This is a genomic window from Dyadobacter tibetensis Y620-1 (genome assembly GCF_000566685.1).
Taxonomy (GTDB): Bacteria; Bacteroidota; Bacteroidia; order Cytophagales; family Spirosomataceae; genus Dyadobacter; species Dyadobacter tibetensis.
Genome location: NZ_AZQN01000009.1, coordinates 97,385 through 123,861, shown reverse-complemented (window position 1 = coordinate 123,861; position 26,477 = coordinate 97,385). Strand labels below are relative to the sequence as shown.

Genomic DNA, 26,477 nt, shown 5'->3' with positions numbered 1-26,477 from the left:
AATATAACGTACCAAATCATAAAAGCACAATTCCTTCAAAGTGTGCCCTTTAAAGAACTTTTAGGAATTGTACTTTTATGGTGGTAAATCGGTTTGAAAATCTTATCGTCGAACTAAGATTTTTACAGCTGAAATGCTGAAATCTTGTTTAGTAAGTTCTATCATATAAAGACCTTCCGGCAAGGTTTGTATATTAATTTGGGGAGTAGTGGATGGTTTAGAAGTAAATACAATCTGTCCCAACATATTGAATACTCTAATCCGGTTTACGGAACTCCAATCGTCAATCTCAAATTGAACATACCTTGAGGCCGGGCTGGGATATGCTTTTAGTGAGGTAACCTGCAAAGGAGAATCTACTACTACCATTCTACTGTAAGCAAAACTCTCATCCTGATCCACCATTTTTAGTCGGTATAAATTTTTACCAAATGCTGGATTAGTGTCTCTGAACTGGTAACGCTGTACAGCCTTGCTATTCTTTGAGGACCAGATTATTCCCAGATCTGCCCATTGGTGGCCATCTGTGCTACGTTCAATCACGAAGAAATTACTATTGCTTTCTTCAGCGGTTGACCAGTTTAGCAGGATATCTGCTTCAGCTTTCAGTGCTTCGAAAGAAATTAATTTAACGGGTAGTGGTACTTCAAACGGCAAAGTGACGGTGGCAGATGTAGGTGAGTTAACCCCGGCATTATCAACATTGATATAGGGAATGATGACAGTGGTTCCACCTTCCTCTGCAGGATCTACCGTAATTACTTGTAAAGGTATTCCTGATTCAGTAGTAGGTACCTTAATTCCGGTAGTAGCCCAGATAGGATCATCGGCCAAGTAAAATGTCCCATTTACAACTAGACTCTTAGCTCGCACAGGGAATCCCGTAATAATAATATGTGTAACAAATCCGCCATCGAAATCGGTCCCAGTGAATTTTTCAGAAGCATCAGCCGACTGTACCGTCCCACCTGGATTCGTTACAGAGGGACATAATCCATCCAGTGGAGTGGAGGGCCTTTCTATTCCGAAATTGACATGGGTGATATCCGTATTAGCAACATTAAAAGTTTCACTTATTCCATCATTGCCACTATTTCCAGTATTGGGTGTTCCAATATATTCACCTGTGATAACCCATGGATAGGGTAGGGTTGTCGCTGGAGTTGGTTCTCCAATATTTGCAGGGGTGCTACTTATCATCACGGTGTATCCAGTAGCGCTAGGAACATTGGTGAATTTAAATATTCCATCTACCCCTACTGTAGTTTTAGCTAATATGACGCCATTCTTTACTAAATAAGCATTTATTCCCTCAGTGATCATATTGGGGCCAACGGGCAAGATGCTGTTATTTACATTGCCAGCATTAGGATCGTTAAAAACATTCCCGCTAACGGATACTGGGCATGGGTTTGGCGAAACATATACACCACTTGTTCCCGATGTCATACTAAATTTAGTGGCAGTAGTATACCAACCTCCGACAAATATGCCGTTGCTCAAACTGGAGTTTTTTCCATCAGAAGGGCTTCCTGTTGTTAGCCAATAGCCCGTAAAGAATCCTCCTCCACTGAAATCATCCCCACCAGAAATTAAAGCCCCAGAGCCATTGTCTACTCGGGGTCCCTGGGGGTAAGGACTGTTAGGGGTGCTGCCTCCGCCACTGGAGTTGAGGTCTCCAGCGACATGAATAAAGTTAGATGGATTTAGGCCTCCCAGGGGAACGATGGCGCCTCCACTTTGAAACTTTACCTGACCATCATATCCATTTCTATAATCGGCATCCTGATCCCAACGTAAAATGAATACGTCTGATGCATCACCTGTGATATTGATTTTGGACGACACTGAAAAACCACTCGTGACGTTTATAACAATTGTTTGTGCTACGCCATCCGTCGTATTTAAACCATCTAGGTCAGTTGGTTTAATCCCATTATAACCTGGGGTTACCGGTAATGCATTGATATAAGTGAAAGCTGCCTGTAGTGTAGAATCAAGGTTTGTAAGCCTTGCAGTTTGATTAGCCACCACGGTGGCTTGTCCCAAATTATCGTCCACGATGTCCTGCCATGCGTTCAAGCTTGATTCATTGGTATATATAACACCCTTAAAAGGGACCGTGCCAGATGTTCTTTCGGAAGCAATCAGTCCGTTGACTGCCACCTTACCAGCAAAACCTTTGGTTGCTCCCTGCCAGTTGGCATCGTCGTTACCATCGGTGAATACAAATAAATAGTCCGTCAGGTTACCTAGGGGGACACCCCCAATAGGGCAATTTTGCGATCGTGCAGCTAGGGACGTGAATGAAAGTAGCGCAATTAATAATGAACAAGGTAACATTCCATTTGTCCACTTATATAGGTTTGAAAAGCAATTTGTAAAACGGTTTTTCATGATCATCTGTGTTTAAACTGATTAATTGATAGATTAGGTTGACTCGATTTTTCTTGAAGGATAATAATGGTGAAATTAAAAACCATTCTATGTTATAAATAAGTAATTCTACCACTAAATTAATATATACTACTTGGTATACTAAGTGATTAATAAGTATTATAGGTATTTTGAAAAAATGAAATAAAACTTTGTATAAAGTTGTAAGAAAATATCAAAATAAAATAATCTATATATAGAAAAATATAGATAACAAGGTTAAGATCTATACCTGATATGAGATTTAATAAATATAGGATTAACTCATTCAAAAAAGGATATTTTGGGGCTATTATCTATTTTGCTGGGGTTTAAATCGCCTTTAGTGGGGAGAACGTTTAGAGTTTTATTTATATATTCAACTAATATTTCTATTTTTTACTTAAATTATATCTAAAATTTTATGTACTAGTAATGTTCATGTATATTTGAAAAGTATATGTTTTATTTAGTATTCTGTATAATGACTATTAAAATTAATATGTATTGTCAATGAGTTAATTGTAGTTATAGTAAAATATATTAACTATTTGAGTACTATAAATTATAGGATAGATTATTTAAAAAGTATGAGTGTATAGTATTAGTTTGAAAGGCTGATGGATGAGGTGGTTTTCAAATTGATATGCTAATGAAGATGGATATACTTTTCTCCAATTTGAATCCGATTAAACTTTCACTTTGCTATAATTTATCTATCTCCGTAATTATTGGATTGAGTAAATCAAGCCATCTAAATCGGCAGTAAAGACTCGAATGACAACAAAAGCTTAATCCTCCAAATTTTTATTCTGCCTCTCAACAGATTTGCTTTGTAAAGCGAATATCGTCTCTATTTATTTCTTTGTAATCTATGAAAGTAAAGAAAGGTAGAGGGGTGGAATTGAAATTTATATATTCTCAAAAAAATGCATAGCCGAACTGTTACGGATGAACAACTGCTCGCAGGATTAAGAGCCAATCAAGAGGAGGCCTTATCTGGTCTGATGGATCGATACTATGTTGCTCTCTGTAACTTTGGCAATATTTATTTGCAAGAAATGTCCCTTACGGAAGAGCTGGTAGCAGACCTATTTTATACCATATGGTGCAAACGTGCAGAGTTAGAAATCCATACCAGTTTAAAATCTTACCTGTATGTATCTGTAAAGAATAAAGCCCTTCAATGTAAACGTAGAGCAGATAGCCTTCCCTATATATGTCTGGAGGAAGCAGAAGAACAGTCAAATGAAATGCCAAATGCTTTGGAGCAAATAATATTGAAGGAACTGAACCAGGATATCATAGATCTGGTACATACCCTTCCTGAAAAGCGGCGGGTTATTTTCGAGTTAAATCGTTTTGAATCTTTTACTTACAAAGAGATATCCGAGCTACTTCAGATTTCTGAGAAGACTGTTCTTAACCAAATGAGCTTGGCAATAAAATATCTCCGTAACTACAGTAATTCTTTCCAGAACCGGTTCTCCTGAAGACCGTTTCCATTGGCCCCTTCACCGATTTGGTCCTGGGCATTTATCTCTTAACAATTTGTTAACTCATTTCGACGGGAAGATTTCCCCTAAAATGGATCCTTGTGTTGAAAACGCATAGGATGAAGCACGAATATAACTGGGAAAATATAGCGAAATACCTATCCGGCGAAAGTACGGAAGAAGAGGAGCGCGCCTTAAGGATCTGGATGCAGGAGTCTAAGGATAATCTTCAATTGTTCAAAGAAATCGAGCAAAACTGGTCTGACAAAAAAAGAAAAGAAAGTCCAGAGCTATTGATAAGGGGCAAAAATCGGGTGTTTGAAAAAATTGCTAATGACAAACGGGAGAAGGGTAGTGCCGGGTATAATCCGAAATGGAAAATACGTGCTAAATATTTTGGACAGCTAGCCGCAGCTTTAATCATATGCGCCATAGGTTTTTACTGGTATGCATCAGACGAGCGGACACACGCAGAAATGGTTAGGGCTAAGGTCGTTGAAAATATTGGCCCACCTAGGGAAGTCGTCTTACCAGATGGTAGCAGGGTGTGGCTAAATGCCGCTAGTAATATTAGATATCCCGAGACCTTTCTGAGTGACACACGGGAAATTTATCTGGAAGGGGAGGCATTTTTTGAGGTGCAGCGTGATGAAGAGAGGCCTTTTATAGTGCATACTGAAGGCATTTCTACCCGGGTATTAGGAACCTCTTTCAATATTAGGGCATACCCTGAGCAGGCCGATATAGAGGTTACAGTGGCCAGTGGAAAGGTGTCGGTGGCAGATTCGACCGGGGTGATAGGAGAGCTTATTAAGGACCAACAAATTGCCTACCAAAAGTCTAGTGGTCGCTCTACCAGACAGTTAGTAGCCAATCAACAGATGCAGCAGTGGAAAAACGGTCAGCTTATCTTTGATTCGGAGCCATTTGGGGATGTAGCTCAAATACTCGCACGCCGGTTTCAAGTGGAAATTACTTTTCAAAATATTGATATAAAGCGTTGTCCGGTAACGGCTCGGTTTGATGGACAAGAGTCATTAGAGCAAATCTTATATATGCTCTGTCTGGTGTCCGAGTCTGAACATGAATTCAAGAGTGAGAAAAGAGTGCTTATAAGCGGTAAGGGATGTATACGTTCACCTAATCAATAATATGCCTATGGATAAACTAAGAGCCAGGTTCACCTGAGCGACCTGGCCCCCGTCTCCTTTGCTACGGTCAATAGCAAGGGAAGATGAAACAATTTGCAATAATTATTAAATCAATTCAAATTTATGAAAAAATATTATCTAAACCGGTATATTCTCCACGGTCAACCGTCCTGGCTGCCAGGGCAACGCCTTCTCTTAGGATTGGGTGTGCTACTATTTCTTGCATTATATAGTCCATCGATATCGGCGTATGGGAAAGAACCTACCCTGGTAGAGGGGCAAAAAATCACATTAAATCTGGATCACTGTTCACTGGAAGAGGCCTTAAAACGTATAGAAAAGCTTTCCGGACAAAAGTTTGTCTACAATCCAGAACAGTTGAAGCCTTTTACCGTACAAAAGCAAGGTATTCGCAATCAGGAGATCGCCCTGGTGCTCGACGGATTATTGGCCGGTACTACCCTGTCCTATAAGCAAGTTGGGGAGAATATCGTGGTCGTTCCACGCACCAATGAATCGAAAACAACCAGCCTGAAAATTAAAGGTAACATTACCGATGCGGCCAATAATGAAGCATTGCCAGGAGTGAACGTCTTGTTAAAGTCTACCACCATCGGTACAGTTTCTGATGTAAGCGGCAGCTATCAAATCACGGTCCCGGATGAAAATGCCGTATTAGTTTTCTCTTTCATCGGTTACGAAACCCTGGAAATCCCTATAAAAGGGCGTTCAGAGTTGAATGTTCAACTGGTTATGGCCACCAACGGATTGAATGAAGTAGTGGTGACAGCCATTGGTATAGAGCGGGAAACGAAGGCGCTAGGTTATGCCGTTTCCAATTTGAAAAGCGATGCCATCAATGTAGGCGGTAATACTGATTTAGCTACTTCTCTTGCAGGAAAAGTGCCGGGAATGCAGCTCACCCGTTCATCGGGCCCCATGGGTTCTTCCCGCATTGTACTTCGGGGAGAAGCTTCCTTAGATATGCAAAAAAATAGAGCCCTTTTAGTAATCGACGGGGTTCCTGTTACCAACGATCAGAATGGCGATGGTCAGGAGTCGTATCTGGGTGCAGCAGTAGATTATGGAGATGGATTGTCTGCCTTAAACCCCAAGGATATAGAAGATATAACCGTACTTAGAGGAGCGTCAGCCGCCGCTCTTTACGGTTCACAAGCCGTAAATGGAGTTTTGATGATTACCACCAAAGCTGGGAAATATAACCAGGGGTTAAAAGTTAGCCTGAACCAGTCCTCATCCCTTCAGCAGGTAAATCGTTGGCTCCCCCGTCAGACGATGTTTGGCTCTGGAAACCGTTCAGAAAACGATTATTACGCCTTTAAGGATTCTCCCGATGGCGTTCAGAACCGGAACTCACATTCCTGGGGTCCCAAATTTATGGGGCAAAAGTTTTATCAATATGACTCTCCTCATACGGCTGTTTACGATGCCGCCCGGCGCGATGAGATTTGGGAGTTTGAACCAGGAGGGCAGACGCCGTGGATAGGAAACGAGATAGAACAGAATTTTTACCAAACCGGATATACACATTCGACGGGTCTCTCCGTCTCTGCAGGGAACAATATCGCATATTTCCGTGGGTCTGTCAATCATCTGAGTAATAAATACATCATGGAGAATACGGGCTATAACCGGCTAAACTTATCCCTTTCTTCGGGAATTAAGACGGGTAAGACCCAATTCGCCACCAAAGTGAACTATGTGCGCCAGTCGTCGGCAAACTTACCTGCCGAAGGCTATGATCGGACCAATGCGCATTACCAGGTATTCTGGCTAAGTGCCAACGAACAATTGCAATGGTATAAGGATAAACACTGGCTCGATGGACAAACGGATGTACAGCAGAATACCATTGGGGCATTAAGTGCCAATCCATACTGGTTATTACATAACTCGATCAATACCCTGGATAAGGATCGGGTATTTGGAAATCTTCAGTTAGACCATTCTTTTACGGATCAGCTTCAACTGACCGCCCGTACCGGTCTCGATTTTTATACTGAACTCCGTACTCGCGAACGTGCCTGGTCGGAGCCTCGGGATGCCTATGGGAATTATAATGAAACGGCTCTGAAAACTATCCTCCTAAATACCGACGTGATATTGACACAAACCGGGAAATTAGGTGATTTTAACTTCAGTGGAACCTTAGGTTTTAACCATCGCTATACCAATGGAAATGGCATGTATGCAGAAGCTACCAGCCTGAAAATTCCTGGGGCTTTTAATCTGCAAAATTCAGAAGAACTACCTCGTGTGAGCAACAGTCGGAGACAAAAAGAACTGGTTTCTGCATATGGGGTCGCCAACATGTCGTGGAAGGACATTGTTTTCCTGGATATTACGGGGCGGAATGACTGGACCTCAACATTGTCCAAGAGCAATAATTCCTATTTTTATCCCTCTACTGCCCTGGCCGTGGATGTGACCGAATTGTCTGGGATTGAAAGTTCCGTACTGTCCTATCTGAAACTTCGAGCATCTTATGCACAGGTAGGTTCCGACACCGATCCTTATCGGCTCAATCGCTACTATGTTTCATCCTCGGCCATCAACGGGGGGTATAGCAATCCTTCTACACTGCCCAATCCCGATTTGCGCCCAGAGCGCACCAATTCTATGGAATTCGGAATTAATACGCATCTTTTCAATCACCGGTTAAATTTGGATATGACCTATTATAAGGCCGTTACCAAGGACCAGATACTCTCTTTGCCTGTAGATCCGGCTTCTGGGTACCAGAGTGCACTGATGAATGCAGGGTCAGTATCCAATCGTGGCTTTGAAGTACAGTTAAATGCCAAAGCAATAAAATCTAAATCATTTAATTGGGATGTGACCGCCAATTGGTCTACCAATCGAGGGCGGGTAGAGGAACTCGTTCCAGGCGTTATCGATGTATATGTCATTGGTTCATATGTAGGTTCGCGGGTATTGGTAAAGGCCGAGCCAGGAGAGCAACTAGGGCGCATCTATGGCAAAGGTTACGATCGGCATGAGGGGCAGATTATCTTTAAAGATGGTTTAGCTCAGCGGGACAATGAAGAGGATTATCTTGGAAATGTATTTCCAGATTGGCGAGCAGGTCTTGTGAATAACCTTCGCTATAAAAATCTTAGTCTTTCGTTTCAGTTCGACTACACCCACGGAGGAAATGCCTATTCCATCACCCATTTTCTGATGAATTACACGGGTAAGTCAGAGAAGACGATTTACGGTCGCCAAAGTGGAGCACCCTTTCCATCCGGAGCAGAGTATGATATGGCCTCTGGTAGTTGGGTGCAGAATCAGGATGGCCGCTTCGGTGTCATAGGAGATGGGGTCATGTTGGATAAGGAATCGGGCCAGTATGTTCCCAATCGCAGCTCTGCGCCGGCTCCATATTATTATAATGCCATGTATGAGCGAGATCAGATAGAAGGGAATATCCATAAGACCACTTCTTTGAAATTAAGGAATCTCAGAATTGCCTATAATATCCCATCTTTCTGGGGAATGAAAGGTGCCCAGGTGGGAGTGTATGGTAATGAGCTGTTTATCTGGACCAAATTCCCTTCCTATGACCCTGAACTATCCGTAGTTAATAACGGAGCTTTAACACCTGGCTTAGAAGCAGTAGGCTCTCCTTCCATGCGTACGATAGGAATCGATTTGAATATAAATTTTTAAGACCTAGAAAATGAAAAATCATACAAAAAAAGGTGTTTGGACACTACTCAGTATCCTGGCTCTAAGCCTGGGTGCGTGCAACGATTTCCAGGAAATCAATACCGACCCCACCCGTATGACCAATATCAATGCAGCATCCCTGCTAACCCAGGCCATATACGACGCGGGTACTCGTTCTCGGGGTTTTGGTGATATCGGCAATTATATCGGCCAATACTGGACCAATACTTCCTTGATCGATCAACGTCACCGTTACGATTTTAAAGGGTCAGACTCGGAGGAGGTTTACGATAATATCTATGGGACGCTCTACGATTTGCACGATCTAAAGTTAAGGGCCCAAAACGAACAGCTTGACGACTATTTAGGTGCTGGCCTGGTCTTGGAAGCCTATCTTACTACTTATTTAACGGATGTTTTCGGGCCGATACCATATACCGATGCCATGCAAGGTGATCAGCTTAATTTTACTCCCAAATTTGACGATCAGGAATCAGTGTACCGTACCAATCTGGATAAACTCGATCAGGCCTTATCCCTGATGCAGGTGCGCCCTACCGGGAATTTCGTTCGGGGAGGAGATGCTTTTTACATGGGCAATATGGGCAAGTGGAGAAAATTAGCCAATAGCCTAAAGTTACGTATGTATATGAAGATGGTGGCCGTTGATCCTTCAGTTAAGAGCAAGATAGCAACTCTGATCCAAGAGGGGGAGTTGATATTAAAAGATGATGAGACTTGTGCTATTATCTATGACGGTCGTTTTGGTTTGCAAAGTACCATAGCTACCGGTACGGCAGAATCGGTGGCCTTGGCCGAAACATTTGCTCAGGAGCTACATAATACCCTGGATCCCCGTCGTCCATTTATGGCAGCACTGGGAAAGGATAAAAATGGAAATCCCGTTAATGTAGACGCTCAGGGAGAGCCCATCTTTATGGGTGTTCCTTCAGGAGAAAGCCCGGATATTATCCGTGAATTCAGCGGTCTGGCGGCCCCTTATACCGGTTTAAGGGGCGTGCGTGCTCCTTCGGTGCTCCTGTCTCGGGCAGAGGTCGAGCTCTTCATTGCTGAGGCTATACTCAGGGGCTATGTAGATGGCGATGCCGAGGCCCATTATGAAGCAGGAATCCGGTCGAGTTGTTTGTGGTGGGGTGTGGACGAAGCAGGGGTTAAGACTCATCTGGCCAAGCCCTCCGTACAGCTGGCAAAAGACTATGATGCGGCTTTGAAGCAAGTATTACGCGAGCAATTCATAAATTTCTACTATCAAGGCTACGATGGATGGATCAATTATAAAAGGGTAAAATACCCCGTCTTTCATGTAGGATCTGCTATGGCTACCGATCAAATCATGAAAAGAATGGTGTACCCGCCCCTCATAAAATCTATTAACGCAGTAAATTATAAGCAGGCCGTTCAAGTATATCTTGATCAGGGAGACGTATTACTTTCTGGAAGCTGGTGGTTTAAATAAATAACGAGGCTAAGGTTCGCCCTCGGACCTTAGCCATTTTCTGTCTCCTCAATTTAATGAGTAATTTTTAGTTATGAAGAATTTAATACAAGCATTTTGCTTATGCTTAATAGGGGCTTCATGTGCCCAAAAAACGATCCAAATCCCATCGAAGCAACAGGCTCAGGCTATAGGGACAGGTAGCGCTATTATTAAACCCTTGGATTATTCTTATCCTGGCGATTCTACGTTCAAAATACTCTCGTGGAATGTGGAGCATTTTGTAGATGGGTTTGATGACCCCTATATTGATAATGAAAGAGAGAATAACCCCCCTCAGAATATGCCGGAACGGGTAGGTTTGCTCATGCAGTCGCTACGAAAGGCTAACGCCGACGTGCTGGTTTTTCAGGAATTTGAGAGCGCCAAATTTCTGCAGAAACTAGCAAAGGACTCCTTGTCGGAAATGGGCTACCGGTACTTTGCCGATATTCCCAGTCCTAACTGGTATATGAATGTGGTGGTAATGAGTCGATTTCCAATGGGTATCATCAATGGTTATGGCTCCGCTACTACCGCTCTTCCCGGATATTTGAATGAGGAAGGAAAGCCGGAAACACAGAATCAACTCAATACCCGCATGTGGTCAATCGATATCTTTCCGGCTGACAATTATTCTTTCCTGCTTACCGGTGTTCATCTGAAGGCTGGGCGGTCTGCCCGCGATATTGCGATGCGAAAGGGACAACTGGCCTTGCTAACAGAAAATTTTAATAAGCACCTACTGCTCGATCCTGAGAAGAATATGGTGCTGGCAGGCGATTTGAATGCTACTCCCGATAGCGAAGAAATAAGCTTGGTGACATCGAAAACCGATTTGAAAAATATTTTTGTCGATACCATAAGCCCTGAAGTTCTCTCGCACCCGGCCAACTCTCCTAGCAGAAGGCTGGATTATATTTTAGTGAATAGAAATATGCAGGCGGAAATATTGGATGGGGGGGCCAAAGTGGTAACGTTCTTCGATGCCGATACCATGAGGCTGATCAGTGATCATCTGCCCGTAATGGCCCGCTTCACTAAAAAGGACCTCCGTTCGAAAAAATCCTTGTAAGGGAAAAGAATGGTAAAATAATAAGCCCACTGGATTCTGTCCGGTGGGCTTATTGCGTATATCTTTCGTTGAGAAATGAGGGGGGATTATGCCATTGCTTTGCTTACCCGTCCTTTGGGCACATAGTCTCCTTTTACCCACCTTACAAAATTAATAGATTGCGTGGTATACATTTGTGCGGAAAGAGACTGCAGGTTGGACCGGTCAATTTCCTCGATGTATGCTGCTAGTAATCTTTCTAGTTCTTCAATCGTATCTTCGCTGGTCTTCATTTTTTAATTAGTTAATGTGTAAAGGAATGACAAATTATTTGTCTGTTGAACATTACAAATATAGATAGCATGATCTCTGTCATAAAACTTATGGGGTGTCCTGCGGCAGAAATGGGGTGAATGTAATTATTATTGAAGTGTAAGGAATATACTTCGCTATTGAGTAAGTATTGGTTCTAAATATTTGTAGAAAATATTTTGATTTGTGCCTGAAGATCCTTCCCTCCTAAAATTCTAGACTGATATTTGTTCTACCTGCAATAGATAGCAAACTCTTGAAGGGCCTTAGGGAAGTTGGCAGCTTCATGTCCCGATTGGCTTAATTTTACTAAAGCGAAACGTTCTAATTCGGTTAGGCTCTGCCACTGAACCAGGGTAGGGCAGATGCTATTGTATTCTTTTGCTTTTTTTCGTACGCTGGTAGGTATGTGGTTTAAGTCTTCCCAGCTCGCCTCCACATGCGTTAGACTATTGGCTTTGGGTGCTCCCGTTTTTGTAACAAGAGATTGAACCAAAACCGCATACTGACCGATCTCCATAGCTGATTCGCAAGGAAGGGCTGCCATCAGTTCTTTGTCTTCCCTGCTGAATTTTGCCCAATGAGACAATTGAAGTTTAATCAGACATCGATCTAATTTGTACCGAACAATCATAGGAATGCAGCGCAGGGTACTCACAAAATCGGTTTCAAAATCGAAGTAAATAGGCTGGGGCATGGTCTGGGGAGTTGAATATGGAAGTGGGTTGTAGTAGCAACTAATTAGAACCGTAAGAGTTATTGGCTGCGATCTGCTTTACGGTCATTTCATCTTTCGAGCCGCCGCAAAGCAAACAGGAATATTCTACCGGTAAATCTGTAAAAGCAGTATGGGGGTCGATCCCTTGAAGAGGATCACCATGTAGAGGGTCATAATGGCTGAGGCATTCAGGGCATTCGAAGACCGTATGTATGGGAAGCACTTCTTCCATGGCAGGCTGCTGAACCATCCTATTCTGTTCGTCATAAGAACGTTGATTGTTAAATCGGCGGCAGAGTTTCTCGATTTGACCGGGAAGCTGGGCCTTCCATAACCCCAATTCAAAGGGGATCAACGATCGATTGTTCGGGTTAAACTGGTCGGTATGGAAAATATCATATACGGGAAATAGAGCCCAGGGGCCAATCCGTACTTTCATTCGCTTGCGTATTAAAACGGAGCCGAAGACTTCAGATTTTGGGCGGGTCTGTATACCGAAACACAGGCCGAAAGTACGGGTGTCTTCCCGTTCCATATATCTTAAAATCCGTTTTTTGAGAAGATTAGCTTCGGGTGCGTATTCCTCTGTCTGCCAGGCGAGCTCACTGGCCGAATGCCTCATGTTGATATGGTGTTTTGCCAGAATCGTACTCCATTGAGTCCTATATTGATCTTCTATACCTTTAATAATCAAGGAACGCCAGGGTGTAGTGCAAATTTCCCCAATACGGCTACGCAGACACAGGTCGCAGAGGTCCATCAGGAAGGCGATAGGAAACTGCTCGTCGCGCTGATAGAGCCCTAGCCAGGTACGGGACTCGTAGCGATTAAAACCCTCATAATAGGGAAGTGAGAAGGCAGGAAGTTGCAAATCTACCCCCGGGGGAAGGGCGATATAGGGTTTGCTCTGCTGCACCAGGGGCTGTAAATTCTCTGGGGTGAGGTCAGGGTTTTTACTTAATATTTCTTCCAGCTCTGCCGCCACCTGGCCAATATGATTGGTATAAATCAGTTCGGGCCATTTGTGAAGGGTATTTTGCTGTCGTTTTCGCAAATATAAATGCCAGTAATGCGGAATTTGAGAGGAAATGAAATTGAGATTGCCAGTGAAAAAGGGCGTGAAACTCTGGTTGCTATCCGAAATATTGATCTTCATAGTCGGGCTATAGTCCAGACTGTCCAGTATGGTATGGTATTCCTGCGGACCCAACCATTGGCCTGTTCTAAAAACTTCCTCCCCACAATATGAACTGATGATGTTTGGAGTGCGGTTGGTATTTATTTCATAATGCAAATCCATTTTTTTTAGTTCTTTTTCTAAAAGTCGTACCTCGTCATTATGAATTTCGAGATACAGCTCTTGCCTGGACCCCACCCGTACATACCGAACGCCTAGCTGGTAAGCCTGTTTAAGTATATGGTACAAAGTGCCGGGCGATACGATTCCTCCTGGAAGATTGATCTTAAAAATAAAGTAGTCGCGCATATGCAAATGAATTAAGGGTTGGAAAGGGTGATTTCTGCCATTTCTTTTTCCGACATATTATCCAGAATAGATTTGACTTCCGGGCGGCAGGAACCACAGCCGGTGCCAGCTCCCGTTGTGGTGCATAAGGTCTTAAAATCCAGACAGCCACTGGCAATAGCCTTCTCCAGATTGCCCATTCCTACATTATTACAGGAGCATACTATTTTCCCCAATACTGCCTCCGCGTTCTGACTAGATCGCAAAAGCTGCAGTCGCTTTTCGGAGAGTTCTATCCCCTCAGAGATGAGTTCCTTAAAGGTCAAAAATTCATTTTTATCGCCGATCAGGGTTGCGCCTACTAGCTTGTCGGCATGAACGAGACATTTTTTATAATAGCGTTTCGATTTATCGATGAATATAATTTCTTCGTAAGTGGGGTCGTTGGCAGGTACTTCTACCATACCTATACTGCATACTTGTAGACCTTCTATTTTTAGGATATTCATAGAGGTACTGCCCTGGTAAGGTTTTGCCATATTTCCGGCGATAAAATATGACGCTGCCTCTGCCTGTTGTTCGGCGGCGAGGGTGATGCCCCACATCTGTCCTTTCCATTCGGCAATTTCTCCAACGGCAAAGATGCTGGGATCCGAAGTCTGCAGATAATCGTTGACGAGGACTCCTCTTTGGATTTCCAGACCGGCTTGCCTGGCCAGATCGGTAACAGGCACCGTGCCAATAGCGAGTATGGCCGCATGACAGGAAATTTTTCTTCCCGATTTTAAACGTAATCCTTCCAGTCTGTTGGTCCCCTGGAAAGTGGCGACTTCATCGTTGAAAAATATTTCTATGCCTCTCTCAATAAGCTCCTGATAGAGGAGTTCGCTGGCTACCGGGTCTAGCTGCCGTTCCATCAATCGCCCACTGCGTTGAATGACGGTTACAGCACAGTGGGTTTTACTCAAGGAAGCCGCCAGTTCCAGGCCTAGAATGCCTCCTCCAACGATTACCGCATGTGGATTTTCTGTTTTTAGAAAGGGCAATAAAGTGTCGGCGTCCAGTCTCGAACGCATATTAAAAATGCCGGGCATACGGGGCACTCCTTTAGGTATAAAAGCCTTGCTCCCCGTAGCTAGAATCAATTTATCATAGCTGTGTTCCATGCCTTCGCTGTCATAGATGAGCTTGCGCTGTCTGTCGATATGCCGAACTTCTCTGCCTTTATAAACGGTGATTCCTGACAGTTGGAACTGATCTTCCCGAAGCTTCACAAGCTGATCCCAGCTTTGTTCTCCGCTTAGATAGTCCGGGAGCATAACTCGATTGTAAAAAGGATATATTTCCTTAGAAAACACTACGATTTCGTCCGTACGGTTCAGGCTGCGGTAGTGATTGATAAAGCCTAATCCACCCGAGCCTGCCCCTATGATTACAATTTTTTCAACAGGTTTTTGGTACAATTCCACCTCAACAGCCGTGTACTTAAAATCAGGCTCTCCCGATCGGGGGTCCGTCAGGCTGTTGGTTAGGTTGTTAGCCCTGCTAAAATTACCTCCTGCCATTTTACCCCAATGCATGGGAAGAAAGCAAAGTCCAGGACGCACGTCCTCTGTTAGCTGAGCCTTTACTCGTGCGTTTCCCCTTCTACCAGTAATGAGTACCAGGGCACCTTCTTCTATACCACGTTGCTTTGCATCTATAGGGTTAATCTGTAAAAATGGTTCCGAAATATGCCTGTTAAGCCTGGCTACCCTTCCCGTTTTGGTCATGGTATGCCACTGATCGCGGATACGCCCGGTCGTTAATACTAGAGGAAAATTGCCATCGGTTGGTTCTGAAGCATTCCCTACCGGCACGCCATGAATTTTGGCCCTTTTGTTATCGGTGTAAAATTGATGGTCAGTAAATAGCCGGGCAGTGCCCAGAACGGGAAGGCTTGCACCGCTTTCTGGAAATGGCCATTGTATACTTCTTCTTTCCTTTAATAGTTGATAATTTACGCCCGTAATATCTATGCTGGTACCTTTTGTAGTACGGGCATATTCCAGATACACTTCCTCTGCTTTTTCATATCTAAATGCCTTTTCAAAACCCATTTTTTGAGCAAAACGCCAGATGATTTCTACGTCTGGAAGGGCTTCTCCCGGGGCTTTTAAAATTTTGGGAAGGTAGGTTATTCTCCTTTCTGCGTTGGTCATAGTGCCTTCTTTCTCCAGCCACCCTGCTGCCGGAAGCACCACATCGGCGTAAGCGACTGTGTCCGACCGTTCCGAAATATCCTGTACGACCACGAAGCTGGAATGATTCATGGCTTTTTCTACGAAACCAATGTCGGGCATGCTTACCAGCGGATTGGTATTGATTACCCATAAGGCCTTCAAACGACCATCATGGAGTGCTTCCATAATCTGGGTGGCCGTTAGCCCGGGTCGATCACTTATTTTTACGGGGCTTTCCCAAAAATCTTCCATTTGCTTGCGATGGCTGGGGTTGGTTACATCTCGATGTGCCGGCAGGATATTGGCAAGCCCGCCCGTTTCCCTTCCCCCCATCGCATTTGGCTGCCCGGTAAGTGAAAAGGGGCCGTTGCCGGCTGTGCCTATCCGTCCGGTAATCAGATGCAAGTTGATCAGGGATAGATTTTTATTCACTCCAACCACAGACTGATTGAGCCCCATCGTCCATAATGAAATAAAGCCCGTGGACTGCCCTATCCACTCGGCAGTCTGTCGAAGATCTGCCTCCGTAACGCCGCAAGCCTCGGCCGCAGAGGCCACAGATAGGTCTGCCAGAATTTGTTGAAGTGCCTCAAAACCATCTGTATGCCGGTCGATAAACGACATGTCTGCATAGCCCTGGTCTATTAAGATTTTGGCGATGGCATGGTTGAAAAGTACGTCAGTACCCGGCCTGATAGGAAGGTGAAGGTCTGCCGAGCGTGCCGTGTCGGTAGTTCGTGGATCTACACAAATTATTTTCACATGAGGGTTGGCGGCCTTGTGGGCCTCAATACGCCTCCATAATATGGGGTGGCACCATGCCGGATTTGCCCCTGTTACCAACAGTACATCGGCCAACTCCAAATCGTCGTAGCAGACAGGTACGGAATCTTCTCCCAATGACAGTTTGTAGCCCACCACGGCCGAACTCATGCATAATCTGGAATTGGTATCTATATTATTAGAACCAATAAAGCCTTTTATCAGCTTATTGACCAGATAGTATTCTTCGGTCAGGCACTGTCCCGACACGTAAAACGCTACGCTGTCGGGACCATGCTTTTTGATCAGGGTTTTGAAAACGGCCGCAGTCCGTGAAAGCGCATCTTCCCAGGAGACTCTTTGCATAGGTAAGCTCCGGTGGTAGCGCATGCGGGGATATAAGATCCTGTCCGACTGATCCATTACCGTATAATGGAGATTCATTCCCTTTGAACAAAGCATGCCCTTATTAGAAGGGTGACTTTCGTCGCCCTTCAGGGATAGCTGACCTTGAGCTTCTTGCTGTACGAGCACTCCGCAGCCTACGCCGCAATAGCAACAGGTCGAGGGTTGAGGTTTTGCTGAGTTCATAGGAAATTTACGGTTTAGTTGAAAAAGCTTGTTGGTGCGTACTAACGGGGTACTTTTACTGTTTCCAGTTCACCACTACCCACTGCTATTTCGCTGCGTGTCTTATTGAAATCGATGAGTGCTACCAATGCGGCTACTACGGCTATGGCGGCTCCTATATACATAAAGGCTTGGGCATAACTGATGCTGCTGGACTTAAACAGAAATCCGGCCATTACTGCACCGACATTACCCCCTGCACCGACAATACCACTGACCGACCCGATCGCTTTTTGATTGATAAAAGGAACAATGGCATAGGTGACACCATTCGCCATTTTTAGAAACATGGCAAAGCCGAGCATCATGAGCACTGCACCTACCAGACTGTTGCTCTGGGCGAACATAGCGATGCCAATACCTTCCATTGCAAGGAATAGCGCCAGCAATCGCCCCTTACCAATCATACCATATTTCCTGCCAATTTTATCGGCAAAAATACCCCCTAAAGCTCTGGCAAAGAGGTTCATTAGCCCGAATGTTCCCGCTAACATGCCCGCCATGGCCAGGCTGGTATCGAATCGATCGAAGAAATATAGGGCTGCTACATTGTCAAAGGTAATTTCTATGCCAAAACATGCAGCATAAGCTAGGAATAAAGCCCATGTTCTGATATCCTTGGCTGCGGTGAGTAAGCTGCCTTTGGTTTTGGGTGATGCTTTCGGATCTATTTCTAAATCGTCAAAATTGCCCTCTGGAGTATCTTTCGTATAATAAAAGTAGAGTACAGCAAATACGAGGAGCATCAGGCCGGGTATGATCATAGCTAATCGCCATGCCTGAGTAGGCAGATAGCCCAGGCCGACAAAGCCTGCGAATACCAAAGGCATGACCATATTGGTTACGCCGCCTCCCAGATTGCCCCAGCCCCCTGCCACTGCATTAGCTGTACCAACGATATTTTTACTGAACATTACTGAAGTATGGTATTGGGTGACGACAAATGAGGCGCCTATTACTCCTATGGCCAGCCTGAATAGCAAGAAACTCTCATATGTATGTACCAAGCCGACTCCAAGTACAGGTATGGCACTAAAGGCCATTAAGGCTGAATACGTTTTGCGAGGGCCCCAGGTGTCGCATAGTTTCCCAATCAAAACTCTGGCGACTACCGTGGCCGCAACGGAAGCAATAATAATATTGCCAATCTGGTCTTTAGTAAGACCTAAGTCGACTTTAATTACCGACATGAGAGGAGCCAGACCGAACCAGCCAAAGAAGCATAGAAAAAAGGCCATCCAGGAAAGATGGAAGGTGCGCATTTGAACACCTTTAAAACTAAAGATGTTTAATTTTTCAAGGGGCTTGTTCATGGTGTTTTCGTTTATAGAGTGAATAAGAATAAGTAAAATAGAAAGCTGTTAAAGGAAACTCGGGTTAATGTTGATCATGATATAGGCCCAATCTGATCGTTTTTTAGGGTTGGAAATACCCTTCAGTTCGGCTAATGTGGAAGAGGAAAAAAAAGTAGCATAGCCGGCCTGAATGCCTATGTTTTTAGCCAGATCAAATTGCGCTGTGAAATCCAGTTCAGTTCCCAAATGGCTGGGCCGCTGTTCAGTTTCATTCATCACGACAGCTGCACTGTTGAAACGATGGATATCAGCGGTTAAGCCCCACTTTTTTCCAGTTTTCAGACTGCTATGAATGTATAGGTCCGAGAGCCCACCGTTGCCGAAGGAAGAAGCCGTATAGAAGTAGTCCATATGCCCCCAGAATTTATGTGGTGTCCCGTATAGGGGGTCGAAACTATGATTGCGACTATTGCCTGCTGTGCTGCCTGAGCTGTAGTCAAACCCGGGACCTATATTAAAATACTTGGAAAGGGCAGCGGTAGCCTTCAAGGAATAGAAGTAAGCCAGGAGTTCTTTGCCCGTCTTGTCTCTTCCCGTTTGCAGGTTTGCACTGGCATTTAGTTGCCAGGTGTTAGTGAGGTGGGTTTGGAGGTATGGGCCAAAGGTTATTCGACTCCAAGTTCCTTCTTTCCAAATTTTATCAGTGGTGCTGGTCAATTCGTATTTCTGAAAATCGTCCTTCAGGGCCAGAAATGAAAGGTAGCCTCTCGGAAGTTTCCGATTGACATATATAAATTGCATGGACTTATACATGGTGCCGATTCCATTGGTTCCTGCCGCGTATCCTACGGGAATTCCGTCATATAAGCTTCCTGATCGATTCTCACGGTTTTGGTTATACGCAGCACCTAAGTGGAGCTGGAGTCCCGGTTGAGTATATTGTAGCACTGCTGCATCATGGCGCCGCCCCTGTTGCAACCAGTCCAGATTACCCAAAAGTCTGCTGTCGTCATAAATCAACTCTTGACGTCCGATCTTTAGTCTTAAATCGAGACCTTTTTTCGTTTGGGTAGTATCCAGGAAACCCACACTGGCCCAGGCCTCATGCATCATAAGTCCATTGCTGGTGCTGGGGGAAACTCTATTATTCGTAGAGGCGTCCTGTCCCCATACCCGCACATCCTGAAGTGTTGCTCGGAATTGTATACGAGAACTGATATAGTCGACTTTTAGGCGTGTGCGTTGGGAGGTAAAAAATGCCGGTTTACTACCTTTCGGCAAGGGAGCCGACTGGCCATTTAGTAGTTCGGAACGGGTTCGCAGTTGCCCATCGATACTTAGTTGAGCATAGCCTTTAGCCATTAGTAGCATGCTAATTAATAGTAGGAGAGTTGATTTCATAAGGCATCTTTTTTAGAGTGAGAATAAAATCCGGGGTGCGGCCCTTGTTTGTGATTAGAGCATATGTATAGTATATCCTTGCTCATTCTGGCTAATGACGAATAGGACTAAGCCAGCAGTGATTGCTGGTTTAAATATTCGATCATGTAGCTAGGCTGTAAGGTTACTACTTCTCCAAATATCATGACGGCGGGTGCGCCAATTCCTTTTTCCTGTACCAATCGGTTGATTTCCCAGACTTGCCCAATGGCCAATTTCTGGCTTTCCTTGGTGCCATTCTGTATAACAGCCACCGGCAGATGTCCTCTGCCGAATTTTTGGTATATCGCACAAATCTCCTTGATTTTATGAAGCCCCATCAGAACCACCACGGTGGCTTTCGATTGAGCGGCCAGATATAGATCATCGCAAAGTTCTCCGTCCTGGGTTGTGCCCGTAATAACCCAAAAACTTCGGCTATAGCCCCTCCTGGTAACCGGTATTCCTGCCGCTTCCGGTACTGAAATACAACTAGAAATACCCGGAACAACCGTTGTAGGGATCTGATGCTGCTCGGCATAGGATAGCTCTTCGTGTCCCCTGCCAAATACGAATGGATCTCCACCTTTCAGCCGTACTACATGTCCACGTTTTTTTGCAAGACGTACAATATGTTGGTTGATCTCTATCTGACTGAATCCCTCTGTGCCCATTTTTTTGCCGACATACATTTTAAAAGCGTTCCTGGGAGCGTACTGTAACAGCTCGCTAGAGGCCAGTTCATCATAGAGTACTACATCAGCCTGCTCCAGGGCCTGAATACCTTTAAGCGTGATGAGTGTTGCATCGCCGGGACCGGCTCCTACCAGGGTTAGTCTTGGTTTCATAGGTACTATAGGTTATAGTTGATATCTGTGAAATGTACTATGTATGGTAATTTATAACTATCTGTTATCTGTGGTCAAAATTAATAGCAAAATTCTTTAAAACAATGGTTTTGCAGAAAAATATGTTTTAAAATGACGAAATAGACAAATAATAAATTAGGTTTTACAAAAAAGACGTTTTAATTTTGGCTCGATGATTAGTAGTGTTAAATGGCTATAAAATAAGAAAAGTTATAATATTGCTTTTAGTTTTACAAAACATATAGTATCAAATAACTATGGAAGCACGTGCAAATACAAGAATCGTAGTTATAGGCAATGGGATGGTTGGCTATAAATTCTGCGAAAAATTATTCTCCAAGAATCATACGGAACAGAATTTTACGGTAACCGTGTTTGGTGAGGAGCCCCGCCCGGCATATGACCGGGTACACCTGAGTTCTTATTTTGACGGTGCATCGGCAGACGATCTTTCTTTAGCTTCGGTCGAATGGTATGCCCAACAAGGAATTACCCTTTATCTTTCCGATCCTGTAGTAGATATAGATCGGGTGCAGAAGACGGTACGGTCCCATCATGGTATCGTTGTTGGCTACGATTATTTGATATTTGCAACAGGGTCAGCGGCCTTTGTCCCTCCTATCCCAGGGGTAGAAAAAAAGGGTGTTTTCGTCTACCGGACCATTGAAGATCTGGAATTGATAAGTGAACACGCACATCATGCTCGGAAAGCAGCGGTGTTGGGAGGAGGACTATTGGGCTTAGAGGCTGCCAAGGCACTGCTTGATCTTGGCATGGAAGAGGCCCATGTGGTAGAGTTCGCCCCTCGACTGATGCCGCGGCAAATAGACGAAGCAGGCTCGGAGGTGCTACAGGCCCAGCTTGAGTCGCTCGGATTGCAGATTCACCTCTCTATGGCTACCGATAGCATTCTAGGTCAGGAGAGTATCGAGGGGCTGATATTTAAAGACGGTAGTCAGTTACCAATCGATATGCTGGTAATCTCGGCTGGGATTAGGCCTCGTGACGAGCTGGCCAAAATTGCTGGCTTGGAAACCCACCCTCGAGGTGGCATTCTGGTAGATGATCGATTGCGGACGGCGGATCCCGCTATTTTTGCCATCGGTGAATGTGCTTTGGTGCATCAGATGATCTATGGACTTATTGCGCCGGGCTATGAGATGGCGGAGGTCGTCGTAAGCCAGCTATTAGGTGCTGAAAAAGCCTTCCTGCCATTCGATATGTCTACTAAGCTAAAGTTAATAGGGACAGATGTGGCCAGTTTTGGAGACCCCTTTGTGAAGGAGCCAGACTGCAGAACCGTTCGCTTTGAAAATAAAGCCAAGGGTATATACAAGCGAATTAATATTTCTAGTGATGGTAGGGAATTGCTTGGTGGGATTTTGGTAGGCGACGCCAGTCAGTATAATATGCTCCTTCAGACCACCAAAAGCAAAACCATTCTGCCTCCCGATCCTGAAGATCTGATATTAGGAAACAGGGGTTCGGAGGAAACAGGTGCTGGGGTAATGAATTTTCCCGATGATGCACTCATCTGCTCTTGTGAAGCTGTAAGCAAGGGAATGATTTGTAGTGAGGTAGAAAATGGAAATACGACCATCGACGCACTCAAGAAAAGTTGTAAAGCAGGAACGGGTTGTGGAGGTTGTGTTCCTATGGTCAACGATTTGATTCAGGGCGTCTTAAAGAAACAAGGTATTTATTTACGTAAGGTCATTTGTGAGCATTTTGGTCATTCCCGCCAGGAGCTTCTGGATTTGATGAAAATTAATCAGGTAAAAACCTTTGGAGCCACCATAGATCTCTTTGGCAAAGGGCATGGTTGTGAGGTTTGTAAACCATTGGTGGGTTCTATTCTGGCGAGTTTATGGAACGAAAATATCCTCCATAGTGATCGCGCTACCATTCAGGATTCTAATGACCGATTCCTTGCCAATATTCAAAAGGGAGGCACTTACTCCGTAGTGCCACGAATTCCGGGTGGAGAAATTACTCCTGAAAAGCTTATCGTAATCGGACAGGTTGCTCAACGTTTTGGTCTGTATACCAAAATTACCGGAGGGCAACGTATCGACTTATTCGGAGCCCATGTGAGTGATTTGCCCCAGATATGGGAAATATTAATAGACGCAGGTTTCGAGAGTGGGCACGCTTATGGAAAATCCTTGCGGACAGTTAAAAGTTGCGTAGGTTCTACCTGGTGCAGGTTTGGCGTTCAGGACTCGGTATCGTTTGCTATCGAAGTGGAAGAGCGCTATAAGGGCTTACGCTCTCCTCATAAGTTAAAATCGGCCGTGTCGGGTTGCGTAAGGGAATGTGCAGAAGCACAGAGTAAGGATTTTGGAATTATAGCCACTGAAAAGGGCTGGAATCTATATGTATGTGGTAATGGCGGGTCAAAACCCCAGCATGCACAGCTACTGGCAACCGATGTAGATAAGGAAACCTGCTTGAGACTCATCGATCGATTTCTAATGTTTTATATTCAGACGGCCGATCCATTAACACGTACGGCTACATGGCTTAACAAGATGGAAGGCGGTATTAACTATCTCAGGGCCGTCGTTGTCGATGACTTGCTCGAAATGGGGGAGCAATGGGAGCGAGAGATGCAGGAATTGGTGAATCGGTTTCACTGTGAATGGAAAGAGGTGGTCGAAACCCCAGAACTTCGAAAACGTTTTACGCATTTCGTCAATGCCGATCAAAAGGATCCTAGCGTAGCCTTCGAGGAAATGCGTGGACAGATAAAGGTGAAGGATTGGCAGTGAACTGAAAATATCATATTGTAAAAAAAATATTGAATTACTTTACTCCCTTGAATCATGAATAATGTATCTCACGTAACCGAACGAATTATATGGCACTATGCTTGTCATATTGATGATGTTCCCTCTGAAGGCGGAGCCTGTGCCTTAATCAACGGTAAGCAGATCGCCATTTTCAATCTAAGTCGCCGCGGCGAATGGTACGCTACGGACAACCAGTGTCCTCACAAACAACAAATGGCATTATCGAGGGGCATGACCGGTTGTGAAAACGATGAACCTAAGGTAGCTTGTCCCTTTCATAAAAAAACCTTTTCTTTAAGAACCGGAGCGGGAATTAATGATGGGACCCTTCAAATAGCTACCTTTCCGGTGCAGGTACAAGAGGGAAAGGTATTTATAGGCATGCAGGATTAGGAGCTTCCCTATTCCGTTGCTCCACGGTAAGGCGGCTCGTTGGGATCTTTAGAATATGGAAAAACTTGACAAACGGGTAGCTGAAAGTCTGACCCGGTTTTATATTGTTGCCCTTTTTGTCATTGCATTTCTCACCATTAGTGGGCTTTTTTTGATAAGGAAAACCATTAGTAGTCTCAATCATGATGGGCGGATTGTGAATGTCGCGGGAAGGCAGCGGATGCTAAGTCAACGCCTTACCAAGCTTACCATAGCCAGGCATCAGGGTCTGACGACTGCCGATTCTGTGGCCTTTGAAAAATCCCTGAAGCTCTGGAAGGATAGTCACGAACAATTGGCCAATAGGAGATTGGAAGTGGATGGAATGCTGGTAACCTGGAAAAGCGAACCTTTGGATCGTATGTTTCGGGAGCTACAGCCGGCATTCGATTCTTTATATTATCATTTTGTGCAGATTCAGGAAGGTACTCCTGGAAGTAGGGGCACTAGCCTGGACGCTATACTGAAGAATGAGACGGTCTATCTGGCAAAGATGAATGAGATTGTTTATCAGTTTGACCAGGAAAGTTTTGCCCGCCTTAATAACTTGGAACGGATCGAATGGATTTTGGATCTGATGACCGTTCTGGTGCTTTTGGCGGAAGGTTTATTGATTTTTAGACCCGTGGTGAATACTACTCGCCGGGTTATAAGAATGCTGACCGAATCGGAGGAGAATTTAAATATTGCCAATCAAAAATTAAAGGCGACTAATCTGGAGCTCTTACGCGCGCAGGAGAACCTGGCGCGTGTGGAGCAAGAAAAATACCAGTGGCAACTGAATGAAGAAAGGGTGCGGGCGGCAGCACTAATCGAAGGACAAGAAGAGGAGCGAAAGCGTTTTGCTTTGGAACTTCATGACGGCATAGGGCAAATGCTGACCGGCTTGAAGCTCCATTCAGAACGTTTGCAGGAACTTCAATTTCATGATGAGAAACAACAAAAGCGCTTTGGGCAGCTTGTACAGCTCATCCAGGAAACCATCCAGGCTACTCGACAGGTATCCTTCAATTTAATGCCTTCCGTATTGAGTGACTTCGGGATAGGGTCGGCCATAAAAGTGCTTTGCAAACAAACGATGGACTCAGCAGGAGTACCCATTGATTATCAAGGCGAAGAAGGACGTATCGAACTTCCGGCAAACACGGAAATTGCCCTCTATCGAATTGCACAGGAGGCATTGAATAATGCTGTAAAACATGCCAGAGCTTCTGAGATCATAGTCAGACTCCAGAAGATAGGAAAAGAAGTTTCTCTTACCATTCAGGATAATGGGCAGGGGTTCGATACGGAGGCTCCAATGCCTGATAGGCCCTATGGACTTGGACGCAATGGCCTTGAGAACATGCAGACGAGGAGCCATTTGATAAACGGGATCATTCAGATTGAATCATCTCTTGGCATTGGAAGTAAAATAATGATTAATATAAATTTATAGGGATTGCCTTTGGAAATACAATGTATATTTTACTTTAGGAGTTTTATAACACTTTTCAATGGACTATCCATATGGCGATACGCTTATTAATAGTAGATGACCATGCTGTGGTGCGCCAGGGCATTATTACCCTATTAGAAGATGAAAGCGATCTGGAGATCGTAGGAGAGGCTGCCGATGGAGATGAGGTAGAGGATGCCCTTCAGCAATTACGACCCGATGTGATGTTGCTGGATCTTACCATGCCACATATGTCGGGAATAGATGTGCTTCAAAAGATAATGCCTGGGTACCCAAAAGTAAAAGTTTTAATTTTCAGCATGCATAATCAGGCCGATTATATTTTGGCTGCCGTCCATAATGGAGCTGCCGGATATCTGCAAAAAGATACCAGCCGTGCAGAAATACTGAAGGCTGTACGATCGGTAGCCGCTGGAGAATTATATTTCCCTCCTAATGTCTCTTCCATTATCATTCAAACCCTGGTTCAGCCCAGTTCTAATCGTACGGCTCTGGATTCACCTCCGATTTCCGACCATAGAAATGTTTGGGGGATAATTACTGCCCGGGAACGACAAATTCTGGAATGTTTAGTAGAGGGATTGAGCAGCAAGGAAATAGCTGCTCGCTTCGACATCAGTGTCAATACAGTTGCCAACCAACGGGCTAGCATTATGAAAAAGGCGGAGGTAAAGAACACTGCCGAGTTAATAATTTTAGCACTCCGAGAAAAACCCTAGTTCCGCTAAAATCTTCACATTTTATAGTCTCGCCTGGGATCGGCTTGGTGTAATTTTTCAAGTAACCAATAATTTCTTTGCC

Annotated in this window: 17 protein-coding genes; 9 read left to right on the top strand and 8 right to left on the bottom strand. The window is 44.4% G+C overall.

The genetic code is table 11. The features are described 5' to 3' along the window. Positions 1 to 102 precede the first annotated feature (102 nt). Positions 103 to 2,343, bottom strand: a complete 2,241-nt coding sequence (locus X939_RS0119205; RefSeq protein ID WP_025764908.1) for a T9SS type A sorting domain-containing protein — start codon at positions 2,341 to 2,343, stop codon at positions 103 to 105. 1,001 nt (positions 2,344 to 3,344) lie between these two features. Here X939_RS0119205 and X939_RS0119200 point away from each other — a divergent pair. The 5 genes from X939_RS0119200 to X939_RS0119180 all read left to right on the top strand — a co-directional run bounded on the left by X939_RS0119200 (position 3,345) and on the right by X939_RS0119180 (position 11,322). After that, positions 3,345 to 3,908, top strand: a complete 564-nt coding sequence (locus tag X939_RS0119200; RefSeq protein ID WP_025764907.1) for a sigma-70 family RNA polymerase sigma factor — start codon at positions 3,345 to 3,347, stop codon at positions 3,906 to 3,908. A gap of 122 nt (positions 3,909 to 4,030) precedes the next feature. After that, entirely contained in the window at positions 4,031 to 5,062 is a 1,032-nt protein-coding gene (locus tag X939_RS0119195) for a FecR family protein (protein ID WP_025764906.1), read from the top strand. A 123-nt stretch (positions 5,063 to 5,185) separates the two neighbouring features. Then, the gene (locus X939_RS0119190; RefSeq protein WP_025764905.1) at positions 5,186 to 8,752 is read left to right on the top strand and encodes a SusC/RagA family TonB-linked outer membrane protein; all 3,567 of its coding nucleotides are present in this window, start codon (positions 5,186 to 5,188) and stop codon (positions 8,750 to 8,752) included. A gap of 10 nt (positions 8,753 to 8,762) precedes the next feature. Next, complete coding sequence (locus X939_RS0119185) at positions 8,763 to 10,229, top strand: SusD/RagB family nutrient-binding outer membrane lipoprotein (RefSeq protein WP_025764904.1); 1,467 nt, start codon at positions 8,763 to 8,765, stop codon at positions 10,227 to 10,229. A 73-nt stretch (positions 10,230 to 10,302) separates the two neighbouring features. Continuing rightward, positions 10,303 to 11,322: an endonuclease/exonuclease/phosphatase family protein gene (locus tag X939_RS0119180; RefSeq protein WP_025764903.1), complete on the top strand. Its 1,020-nt coding sequence runs from the start codon at positions 10,303 to 10,305 to the stop codon at positions 11,320 to 11,322. An 86-nt stretch (positions 11,323 to 11,408) separates the two neighbouring features. Here the strand turns inward: X939_RS0119180 and X939_RS0119175 are convergent, their stop codons facing one another. The 7 genes from X939_RS0119175 to cobA form a co-directional block, all read right to left on the bottom strand. Further along, positions 11,409 to 11,594, bottom strand: coding sequence for a hypothetical protein (locus X939_RS0119175; protein ID WP_025764902.1), 186 nt, complete (start codon positions 11,592 to 11,594; stop codon positions 11,409 to 11,411). Positions 11,595 to 11,845: 251 nt separating this feature from the next. Further along, positions 11,846 to 12,310 (bottom strand): nitrate reductase associated protein, encoded by a 465-nt coding sequence (locus tag X939_RS0119170; protein ID WP_052353502.1) that lies wholly within the window; start codon positions 12,308 to 12,310, stop codon positions 11,846 to 11,848. Between the two features lie 40 nt (positions 12,311 to 12,350). Next, the gene (locus X939_RS0119165) at positions 12,351 to 13,817 is read right to left on the bottom strand and encodes a rubredoxin (protein WP_025764900.1); all 1,467 of its coding nucleotides are present in this window, start codon (positions 13,815 to 13,817) and stop codon (positions 12,351 to 12,353) included. Positions 13,818 to 13,828: 11 nt separating this feature from the next. After that, the gene (locus X939_RS0119160) at positions 13,829 to 17,371 is read right to left on the bottom strand and encodes a nitrate reductase (protein WP_025764899.1); all 3,543 of its coding nucleotides are present in this window, start codon (positions 17,369 to 17,371) and stop codon (positions 13,829 to 13,831) included. 41 nt (positions 17,372 to 17,412) lie between these two features. Continuing rightward, entirely contained in the window at positions 17,413 to 18,723 is a 1,311-nt protein-coding gene (locus X939_RS0119155) for a NarK family nitrate/nitrite MFS transporter (protein ID WP_025764898.1), read from the bottom strand. Positions 18,724 to 18,771: 48 nt separating this feature from the next. After that, a complete protein-coding gene (locus X939_RS0119150; protein ID WP_025764897.1) occupies positions 18,772 to 20,106 on the bottom strand; it encodes an alginate export family protein in 1,335 nt (444 codons plus the stop codon). Positions 20,107 to 20,213: 107 nt separating this feature from the next. Beyond that, a complete protein-coding gene (gene cobA, locus X939_RS0119145) occupies positions 20,214 to 20,972 on the bottom strand; it encodes a uroporphyrinogen-III C-methyltransferase (RefSeq protein ID WP_025764896.1) in 759 nt (252 codons plus the stop codon). Between the two features lie 278 nt (positions 20,973 to 21,250). Between cobA and nirB the strand changes: the two genes are divergently transcribed. From nirB to X939_RS0119125, 4 genes are all read left to right on the top strand, one after another. After that, a complete protein-coding gene (nirB, locus tag X939_RS0119140; protein WP_025764895.1) occupies positions 21,251 to 23,764 on the top strand; it encodes a nitrite reductase large subunit NirB in 2,514 nt (837 codons plus the stop codon). 54 nt (positions 23,765 to 23,818) lie between these two features. Next, positions 23,819 to 24,178 carry a nitrite reductase small subunit NirD gene (nirD, locus tag X939_RS0119135; RefSeq protein WP_025764894.1) on the top strand — a complete coding sequence of 120 codons (360 nt, stop codon included), beginning with the start codon at positions 23,819 to 23,821 and terminating at the stop codon, positions 24,176 to 24,178. Positions 24,179 to 24,233: 55 nt separating this feature from the next. Next, positions 24,234 to 25,655, top strand: a complete 1,422-nt coding sequence (locus X939_RS0119130; RefSeq protein ID WP_025764893.1) for an ATP-binding protein — start codon at positions 24,234 to 24,236, stop codon at positions 25,653 to 25,655. Positions 25,656 to 25,726: 71 nt separating this feature from the next. Continuing rightward, entirely contained in the window at positions 25,727 to 26,395 is a 669-nt protein-coding gene (locus X939_RS0119125; protein ID WP_025764892.1) for a response regulator transcription factor, read from the top strand. Positions 26,396 to 26,477 lie beyond the last annotated feature (82 nt).